Annotated in this window: 9 protein-coding genes; 2 read left to right on the top strand and 7 right to left on the bottom strand. The window is 63.2% G+C overall.

Features of this window, described 5'->3' with window-relative positions; translation table 11 throughout:
• Nucleotides 1-1,333 (bottom strand): hypothetical protein (locus OES25_16755; GenBank protein MDH3629288.1); only part of this gene is annotated, 1,333 nt, incomplete at its 3' end.
• A 198-nt stretch (nt 1,334-1,531) separates the two neighbouring features.
• Between OES25_16755 and OES25_16760 the strand changes: the two genes are divergently transcribed.
• A complete protein-coding gene (locus OES25_16760) occupies nt 1,532-1,915 on the top strand; it encodes a hypothetical protein (GenBank protein ID MDH3629289.1) in 384 nt (127 codons plus the stop codon).
• 361 nt (nt 1,916-2,276) lie between these two features.
• Here the strand turns inward: OES25_16760 and OES25_16765 are convergent, their stop codons facing one another.
• From OES25_16765 to OES25_16785, 5 genes are all read right to left on the bottom strand, one after another.
• Nucleotides 2,277-2,414: a hypothetical protein gene (locus OES25_16765; protein ID MDH3629290.1), complete on the bottom strand. Its 138-nt coding sequence runs from the start codon at nt 2,412-2,414 to the stop codon at nt 2,277-2,279.
• Nucleotides 2,415-2,424: 10 nt separating this feature from the next.
• On the bottom strand, nt 2,425-3,786 hold the full coding sequence (locus OES25_16770; protein ID MDH3629291.1) for a PQQ-like beta-propeller repeat protein: 1,362 nt from the start codon (nt 3,784-3,786) through the stop codon (nt 2,425-2,427).
• Nucleotides 3,776-4,303, bottom strand: a complete 528-nt coding sequence (locus OES25_16775) for a hypothetical protein (GenBank protein MDH3629292.1) — start codon at nt 4,301-4,303, stop codon at nt 3,776-3,778. Before OES25_16775 ends, OES25_16770 begins: the two co-directional genes overlap by 11 nt.
• A gap of 186 nt (nt 4,304-4,489) precedes the next feature.
• Entirely contained in the window at nt 4,490-5,266 is a 777-nt protein-coding gene (locus tag OES25_16780) for an outer membrane beta-barrel protein (protein ID MDH3629293.1), read from the bottom strand.
• A 603-nt stretch (nt 5,267-5,869) separates the two neighbouring features.
• Nucleotides 5,870-7,174, bottom strand: coding sequence for a tetratricopeptide repeat protein (locus OES25_16785; protein MDH3629294.1), 1,305 nt, complete (start codon nt 7,172-7,174; stop codon nt 5,870-5,872).
• Between OES25_16785 and OES25_16790 the strand changes: the two genes are divergently transcribed.
• Nucleotides 7,161-8,372: a right-handed parallel beta-helix repeat-containing protein gene (locus OES25_16790; protein ID MDH3629295.1), complete on the top strand. Its 1,212-nt coding sequence runs from the start codon at nt 7,161-7,163 to the stop codon at nt 8,370-8,372. The genes OES25_16785 and OES25_16790 overlap by 14 nt on opposite strands.
• A gap of 136 nt (nt 8,373-8,508) precedes the next feature.
• Here the strand turns inward: OES25_16790 and OES25_16795 are convergent.
• Nucleotides 8,509-8,759, bottom strand: a 251-nt coding sequence (locus OES25_16795) for a transposase (GenBank protein MDH3629296.1), incomplete at its 5' end; no start/stop codon positions are given.

Genomic DNA, 8,759 nt, shown 5'->3' on the forward strand with positions numbered 1-8,759 from the left:
AGCCGTCCGCCGCGATGTGATAGACGGTACCCGCGGTCACCGGGACGTCGCCCATCCGGCTCTGCGGTCCGCCCCAATCGTCGTTGGCGAAGACCAGGGTGAGGGCATCCACAGCGGTGCCCGTGTACATCGCGAGCACCGTATCGAAGTTCGAGCCGAAGGTATCGACGGTCAGGTAGCCATCCATCGGCGCCGTCCACTGGAACCAGATTGACGCGAAGCCCCCGGCCCCGCCGTGCCGCGGCTCGCCCGTCTCCACGGTGGCCGTGACGTTCGTGCCGACCCACGTGTCGTCCTGTGCGAGAGGCTGGGCGTCGGCGAAGTTGTCGTTCGGCAACGCATCGATGATGGTGTAGTTCGCGACCACGGAGGTGGCGTTGCCCGAATTGTCGGTACCGGTCACGGTGAACGTGAAGGACCCGATGAGCGAGGTGTCGATCAAACTGCCGGACGGTAGGTCGCCGACACAGGTGGCGATGCCGCTGCCGAACGGCTCGTCGAAGCAGGAGTAAGCGGCCGCGATGGCGGCCCCCTGAACGAACACGGCGTCGTCCGCCGGAGCCGTCAGCGTTACGGATGGCGGTGTGACGTCGGTGCCGCTGACCGTGTAGTTCACCGTCGCGCTGGACGCATTGCCGTCCACGTCGGTCGCCGAGACGGTGAACTGATGCGGGCCCTGTCCGAGCGTGTCGATCGGCTCGCCGACCGGGATGTCCCCGATGCAGGTTGCAACGCCGCTGGCACCGGGCGGCGGGTCCTCGCAAGAGTACGAAGCCGGCACGACGGCACCTTCGACGAACACGGCTCCCTCCCAGGGGGTGTCGATGGTGATCGTCGGCGGTGCCGTGTCCGTGCCGTCCCAGAAGGAGACGTTGAGCGTCACGTTACCCTGGGCGGCCGAGTATCCGTCCACTGCGAGGCTGTAGACCGTTCCTACTCCGACGGGGATGAGGTACAACTCGCTCTGCAGCCAGCCCGGGGCATCGTCGTTCGATGCGACCACGGTCAGCGCATCGACGGCGGTGCCGATGTAGAGGGCGAGGACGGTGTCGTAGTTGGAGCCGAAGGTGTCCACCGTCACGAAGCCGTCGGTTGGGGCGGTCCACTCGAACCAGATGGACGAGCCCGTGGACACTCCCGCATGCGAGGGCTCGCCCGGCTCGGCGGTCGCATCGACATTGCTGCCCAGCCAGGTGGTGTCGGTGGGGAGCACCTCCGCGTTGACGAAGTCGTCGTTCGCAGGTGGTACTTGGGCCTGTGCGGTAAACGATGCTGTCAACGCGATCAGGACGCCGAGGATCGACAGGACTCGGTGCATCTGGCTCTTGGTCATGACTACTTCGCCCCCCTCGGCCAGTTGATTGGCCGTCCTCGCTTTTGATACATCCGGTCTCTCCGGATCCCGTTCATCGTTTGCCCCTTATATCGGCCCGATCTTTCGATTCGATGAACGGCGCCGGGCGGGAAGGCCGGATCGGGCTCCGCCATCAGCCGTAAGCTCACCTCGGTCCGTAGGTTAGCCCGTATTACAATGGTTGGGTCGCAGGGGGTCTCGACCGACGGCGGGCGGACCTGGCAGTTCATCGCCGAGGACCTGCCGCCGGCCGCCACGAGCTTCGACTGGCAACTCCCGCCGAGCGCCGGATTGTCCGACGTGCGGGTTCGTGTGATGGCCAGCGACCCGCACTTCCAAACGTCCACGGATGGAGGGCAGATCACGTTCAGCGTCTCGCAAGGTAGTTCAGTCTGTGGGACACCCCCCGGGGAAGTTGGCGATGTCGGTGTCGACGGCAACAAGGTGACGGTCCAGTGGTCCCCGCTTCCCGGGAACGCGACCTTCCACGTTGCGCGGGGCGGTTTGAACGGCCTGGCCGCGGGGACGCCGGCGTCTTGCATGACCTGGGGCTCGCCGTAGACGTTCTATGACGATACGGATGTTCCGGCGTCCGGAAAACGGCTTCTATTACCTCGTCGGCGCGTCGAACGACTGCGGCTCGAGTTCGTGGGGGCCGCCGGAACTAGAACGTTCGAGCACTTGCCCATGATAAGAGTGCGGAACTACGGTGAGCACGTAAGACATCGTGGCGCTTGGTGGTAGTTCTACTCTACGCAAACTCTACGCAACGCCATGGAATCCCTGGACACTGGTGGAAACCCTGGACAAAGAAACAGGGCAACGTTTTAAAAAAGCTTGAAACGCCGCCCTGATGTTTTGCCCTCATAATCCGCTGGTCCCTGGTTCGAGTCCAGGTGGGCCCACCAGATACGCCTCCGATTCAGTCGCGAGTCTCGGCTGCCGCCAGGATCGCATCGAACTCCGGCCCGCGGATCGCGTCCAGGTCCGAGTCCGTCCGCATCAGCTCGAAATCGGCAAACCCGGCATCGACCGCGTTCCCCAGCGACTCGTCGCTCATGGCGGCGATTCTAACGAATCGCCGGGCGTGCTCCATCCCCATCCCGAGCGATCCCATAAAGATGAGTCCGAGTCCGCACGTAGATCCCGTCCCCCACGATCGCCGGCGTGGCATCGACGATCCCGTCCAACTCGTTGACGGCCAGCACCTTCATCTTCGACCCGTGTTCGAAGACGACCGCCTTGCCATCCCGATCAAAGACGTAAACACGCCCCGCCGCCCCGACCGGCGAGGCCCAGATCGCCCCCAGTGCCTCCAGTCGCGCGGGCGGTCGTCGCGGTTCCCCGCTCGTCGCATCGAGCACCGACAGGATGTTCTTGTAGTGTTTCAGGAAGTACAGCGTGTCGTCGTAAAGCAGCAGCGACGGCACGTACGGTGTATCCCGGTCGTGGATCCAGCGTAACGCTTCGCTCTTCTCGAGTTCTCCCGAGGCCAGTGCCAGATCGATCGCTTGCAGCATGGTGCCGCGATAGCCGCTGGCCAGAAAGACCAGTCCGTCTCGCTCCACCGGCGTCGGGATCGTGTTGACGGTCATTCCCGAGACGCTCCACAACTCGCGGCCTGTCTCGAGGTCGTATCCGCGGCTGCGTCCGGTCGCCGGAATCACGATCTGGGTCTGCCCGTCACGCTCGACGATCAGCGGCGTGGCCCACGACGAAACCTCACCGGGGCGCGCCGCGCGCCAGCGCTCCTTCCCCGTCGCCGCGTCCAGCGCGACCAGGAACGACTCGCCCTCGTGATCCCAGTTGACGACGAGGGTGTCGTCATGGAGCGCCGGCGAGCTTCCCTCGCCGAAGCCGCGGCGCGTCGCCATGTCGCCCAGGTCGGTCTGCCATAACAACTGCCCGTCCATGTCGTAGGCGTACGTCCCGTTGGATCCGAAATGCGCTATGACCCGGGTGCCGTCGGTGACCGGCGAGGCACACGACCAGGCCGAATCGATGTAGTGGCTCTCGTGAGGTACTTGCTGTGTCGCCGTTCGCTGCCAGATCAGCGTTCCGTCCAGTCGCGAGTAAGCCATCACCAGGAAGCGTTGCTCGACCGGCGAAACCTTGGGCGGCCACTCGTTGCGCTCGAGCAGCTGCGAGGCCGCCTGCTGCGACGCGGAGTAGGCCGCCGCATCGATCGACATCGAGCTCATCACGAAGATCTTGTCGCCCCAGACGACGGGGGACGACAGCGCCCGGCCCGGCACTGCGACCTTGAAGCGGACGTTGTGCGTCTCGCTCCATTCGATCGGCGGATTCCCGTCGGGGCTGACTCCGCTCAGCAGCGGGCCGCGCCAGTTGGGCCAGTTTGTCGGCTCACCGGCCTGAAGCGGTAGCGCCGCGAACAGGAGTACGAAGAGCAGACTCGCGATCCTACTCCTCACGGGAAGACTCTGCCGAATCCATCGTGACGTCGAATCGCGCCTCGAAGTACCGCTTGCCGTTGCGGGCCTCCCGCTCGATCAGCTTCGGCGTCAGCGCGGCGGGGCCTCCGTCGGGGTGCTGTTCGTCGCGGAAGTACATGTCGGTGCGCCGCTCACGGTAGCCGTCGGCCGTGACGAAGAAGTGGATGTGGGGAGCCGGCCCGTAGTTGCGTGGGACGATCGTCTCGAACTCGAACCGGCCCTGCTCGTCGGTCAAGACGCGGGCGCGGTATTCGAAGCTATCGGCGTGGTAATTGCCCTCGGCGTCGGCCTGGAAGGTATCAAGCACGGCGTGCGTGACTCCCTTGCCGCTGGAGGCGTCGGTCACGCGGCCCTTGACGATGAGCACCTGGCCCTCGGCGTGCGGCGGGCTGAGCTTGGCTCGATACGGCGCCCCTTCGCGATGGTTCGGGGTCTGCGCCGCCAGCGGTACGGTGACGAGAGCGGCGGTCAGTAGCGCTGCGGTGAGTTGTTTCATTCCTTTATTGTGGCATAGCAGCGGGGTCGAGTCCTGGTGGGCCCACCAGTTCAAGTTGTGACGCGGATCTGATCTATCCACTGTGGCTCAAGAGATGGCCGCATTATGCCCAAGAGACTCCGGTGCGAGGGGCCGACGAGGCCCCTCGCCCAGGAGTGATGCCGGACCATGCCGGCTGCAGCCGGATTATTTGCCGAACTTGTAGCGCATGCCGACGGACAGGAGGCCCTGCTCGTTCTCGATGTCGAGCGAAGCCGGGATCAGGCTGGCATCGGCCTCGATGTCGGCCTCGCGCCAGCCGTACTCGGCGAACGCTTCCCAGCGATCTCTGAAGTTGAGCGTAGCCCCGACCTTGACCTGGTAGGCGAACGCCGTGTCATCGTCGTCGATGATGCCCACGCCCGAAGGGTTGAACGTGACGTCCACCGAGGAGAACCCGATGCCGGCACCGAGGTAGGGCGAGAACATGCCGTCGCGGTTGAAGTCGTAGTAGGCGTTGGCCATCATGCTCATCGTCTCGATTTCGCCTTGCCCGGCGGCGACGATCTGGCCCACGGTGGCCCCGAGCTGCATGGCGCTTCCGGTCAGGACCGCGGCGTCGACACCGTCGATCAACGTTCCGCCGGCCGTGACGCCGTCGTGGAAGTCTACGTCGGCGCTGGCCCACGAGACCTCGATCCCGGAACGAAGACCGCTCGAGTAGCGCTTGCCGGCCTCGAACGAGAACGCCGTGCCGCTGTCGAATTCGGTGGTCCATCCCACGTTGGTTCCCAACGGAAGGACGGTGCCGTTGGGGACGGCCGGGCTGCCGTCGCCGGTCGTGAAGTCGGAGGTGAAGGCGCCGGAGTTTTCGCTTTCTTCCTGAGAAACGGTACCGAACGAACCACTCACGTACCAATCCGAACCGGCCATAGTTGCCGGAGCCGCCATCACCATCAGGACCGCGAGCATGAACTTCCACATGATTCTGTCTCCTGTCTGCAGTTGGCCGGGCTCGGTGCGGTCGGCAGTCGCAGCCCTGCGTTCGAACGTTGTTCTTGCTGTCCTACGGGTATTCGCGGCGGCGTGGCCGACGGATTCAGCGAATTTCAAGAAGCCTTGAATTCGGGTGATAAACGTGCCCGATGGGCACGCTGTTGGGGTGGCGGGACACCGTAGAATGCGGCGGTAGTTGGTTACATATCACCCGTTTCCCAGACGCGGAGAATCCGAAAACGTGGATAGAATTGCTTCTCCACCATGAATCCGGTCTGGGATCCGCTGCGCGATAATCCTGAGTTTGCCGCACTGCTGGACAAGTACGAGCTCATGGGAAAATGAGTGTCCAAAAAGTGACATAGAGGACGGAAAGCCTGGATCTGGGCGGACACCACGGACACCAAAAAGATCGGTAGGTCGCTAGAGTCCACCAAACACGAATCCCGGAACCGGACTCATAATCCGCTGGTCCCAGGTTGGCTCCCTGCGGTCGCCGCGACTCGGTGCTGCGCACCTCGGCGTCGAGTCCAGGTGGGCCCACCATTTGAAGTTGTTGTGATGCAATGGGTTGGGGTGATCGGGGAGGCCCTAGTCAACGGTCACCGGGTTAATGCCGTATTGTCGGCGCAACTCGGCGGCATCGCTCGTACGCTGCTGCTCGTCGAAAAGCTCCACAAGTAGAGCGGCTGCTGCGATCGTATCTTCGGCCTCGGTCCCGTACTTCTTGTGATGACGGCGCAACGATCGCTCGGCCAACGTCGTCGCCTCGTCCAGTCGCCCGAGGCCCTGAAGGGTCAAGGCCAAGGCATGGAGGGCGTACAGCGTGTGTTCGTGGTTGTCGCCCTTGTAAAGGGTCTCTAGACCGTCGTAGGCTTCCCGCAGGAGTGCCTCGGCGCTCTTCTTGTCGCCCCGCTCAAGACGCAAGTTTCCCAGACTGAACGCGCTGACCAGCGTCTTCCCGTGGTCGTTGCCCAGTACCCTGCGCCTGATTGCAAGCGCCTCAACGTACAGTGGCTCGGCCATCTCGGGGCGGCCGGTCTGGTTGTACAGGTTGGCCAGGTTGTTCATCGTCGCCGTCGTAAAGCCGTTGTCATTGCCCAGAACTCGGCGTCGATCTTCAAGCACGTCCACGAACAGACGCTCGGCCTCGTCGAAGCGCTGGAGGTTCTTGTAGATGGTCGCGAGATTCTGCTTGGCCGTCAGCGTGCGCTCGTGCTTTGCTCCCAGCTGGTCGCTCTGCGAGGCCACCAATTCCTCCCAGATTTCGGTCGCCCGGTCGAAGCGCCGCTGCCCGTAGGAATTCATGGCCACTCGGTTGAGCAGGTTCAGCGTCGCCTCGTGCTCAGCTCCGTGGACCCGCCGATGTAGCTTGACCGCTTTCTCCAGATGAGGCTCCGCAGCCTCATACAACCCCAGTTCGTAGTACATCGTGCCGATGGTTGCGCGCACCTCGGCTTCGATCTCCGGTTCGTTACCGAAATCCTCGTCGATGGTCTTGGCCAACTCGTCGAGCACCTGACGCACCGTGATGTCCTGGCCCTTGGCGACGTTCGGATCGACCTTGCCGAGCATGTTCGTGAGCATGTCGGTGACCGTTTGCGCCCTGCGTGCCTGGCTGCGCTCACGAACGAATCCGATCCCCGTGCCTACGACACCTGCAACCAGTGCGACCAGCAGTGCCGACACCATCGCAACTGCCAACCTGTTGCGACGTACGAATTTCCCGGCGCGATAGGCGCTACTCGGCGGCCGGGCCGAGATGGGCTCGTTGGCCAGATAGCGTCGAATATCCTGACTCAGGGCACTCGCCGTTTCGTAGCGCCGGGTACGATCTTTCTCCAGCGCTTTCATCACGATCCAGCAAGCCGTCGATGCGGCTTTGCAATCGGGCACCCTGATTCGCATTCTCCCCGGCCTCGGCGTGTACAACGAGAGTGTCGTCGTCAATCGCGGCATGGTGCTTCAGTTCGAGGGAGCAACGACTACGGCGCGCAGCCACTCGGGAGTGAGTGTATCCGGGACCACGGGGCCAGCCTTCGACCTGGTCTCATCGTTGGGAACGAACAGAATCACGCTCCGCGACCTGACAATCGGCGGGACCGACGGAATCCAGGCGGCGGTGGGAGCCGAACTCGACGAGCTAACCTTTTCGTCAATCAGCGGTACGGCGCTGATCCTGAACGCCGGGAGTCACGTCGTTCGTGACGTGAGTTTCGACGGAACAGTCGCCAACGGCGTGACGATCGCGGCGGGCGCCGACCTGACCGCACGAAACACTTCCTGGATGGGGCTGACCGGAACCGCGTTGCAGATCTCCGGGACAGCGACAATCGACGAATGCTTGATCGTGCAGAACGCGCAGGCCATCGCGGTCGCCGCGTCCAGCGGCTCGCTCCAGATGTTGCGCTCCACGGTGGCCGATAGCAGTGGGTCTGGCGTGGACAACAGCGGTGTCGGGGCGGTTGCGATCGATGGTTCGATCCTGTGGAACAACTCGGTCGCGGACATGGCGGGCGTCAGTTGCAGCGACGTATCGCACTCGATCGTCGGCACCGTCGATTGCACTCTGGTCAATGGCAACTTGCAGAGCGATCCGCTGTTTGCCGGGGCGAACGATTACCAGTTGCAACCGGGCTCGCCAGCGTTGGACTCTGGCCCCGCCCCGTCGCTCTACGGGGGAGAGCCTTGCACCGACCTCAACGGCGATCGCCGCTTGCGCGACTGGGACGGTGACGGTCTGGCTCAGAACGATCTGGGTCCGTACGAGGCGCACAACACCGGGCTGGTCCCTGGTGATGTTGCCAACTTGTTCTGGAGCGATTCTCAAACGTTGGAGTGGGATGCTGCGGCGTCAGCGACGGAATACCACATTTATCGCGATTTTCTCGGGACCCTCGGGTACGCGGCCTTCGGAACGTGCCGCGACGATCTGGATGGGAATCGAACCGACACCCTGCTCAGCGATGGAGAGCTACCGGCGCCCGGAACGGCCTTCTTCTATCTGATCTCCGCGGAGGACGGCGGGGGAGCAGAGGGCAGCATCGGATTCGCGACCTGCGTGGAGCGCTCGAACTTCTCTGTTTGCCCTTAGGGTGTCCATGTTGCGTGCGCCCTGTGACATCGGGCTCTGTTTTTGGCACCTGTCCTTTCTCAAAAGTATAGTGCGCGTACTGTCCAAAAACTGGGCCGACCGTCACTTCGAGTCGACGAGTGTCAGGTAAATCGATCTACGCTGCGACCCGATGGTAGAAACGAAGCATCCCGCCGAGCCGCTGGGCGCATTCGGTGGCACTCGATGCCGATTCGGCACGGTCATCCGGCTCGATGAGGCGATTTTCGATCCCTTGATGATTCTGCTCCCGGTGATAGTGAGCGGCGTACTCGCGAGTTGCTTTCCGAAGCGACCGTTCGCCGAAGAAGATCATTCGATTGAGACACTCATCCTTGATCGACCTGACAAATCGCTCGGCATAGGCGT

Source organism: Acidobacteriota bacterium (assembly GCA_029861955.1).
Lineage (GTDB): Bacteria > Acidobacteriota > Polarisedimenticolia > Polarisedimenticolales > Polarisedimenticolaceae > JAOTYK01.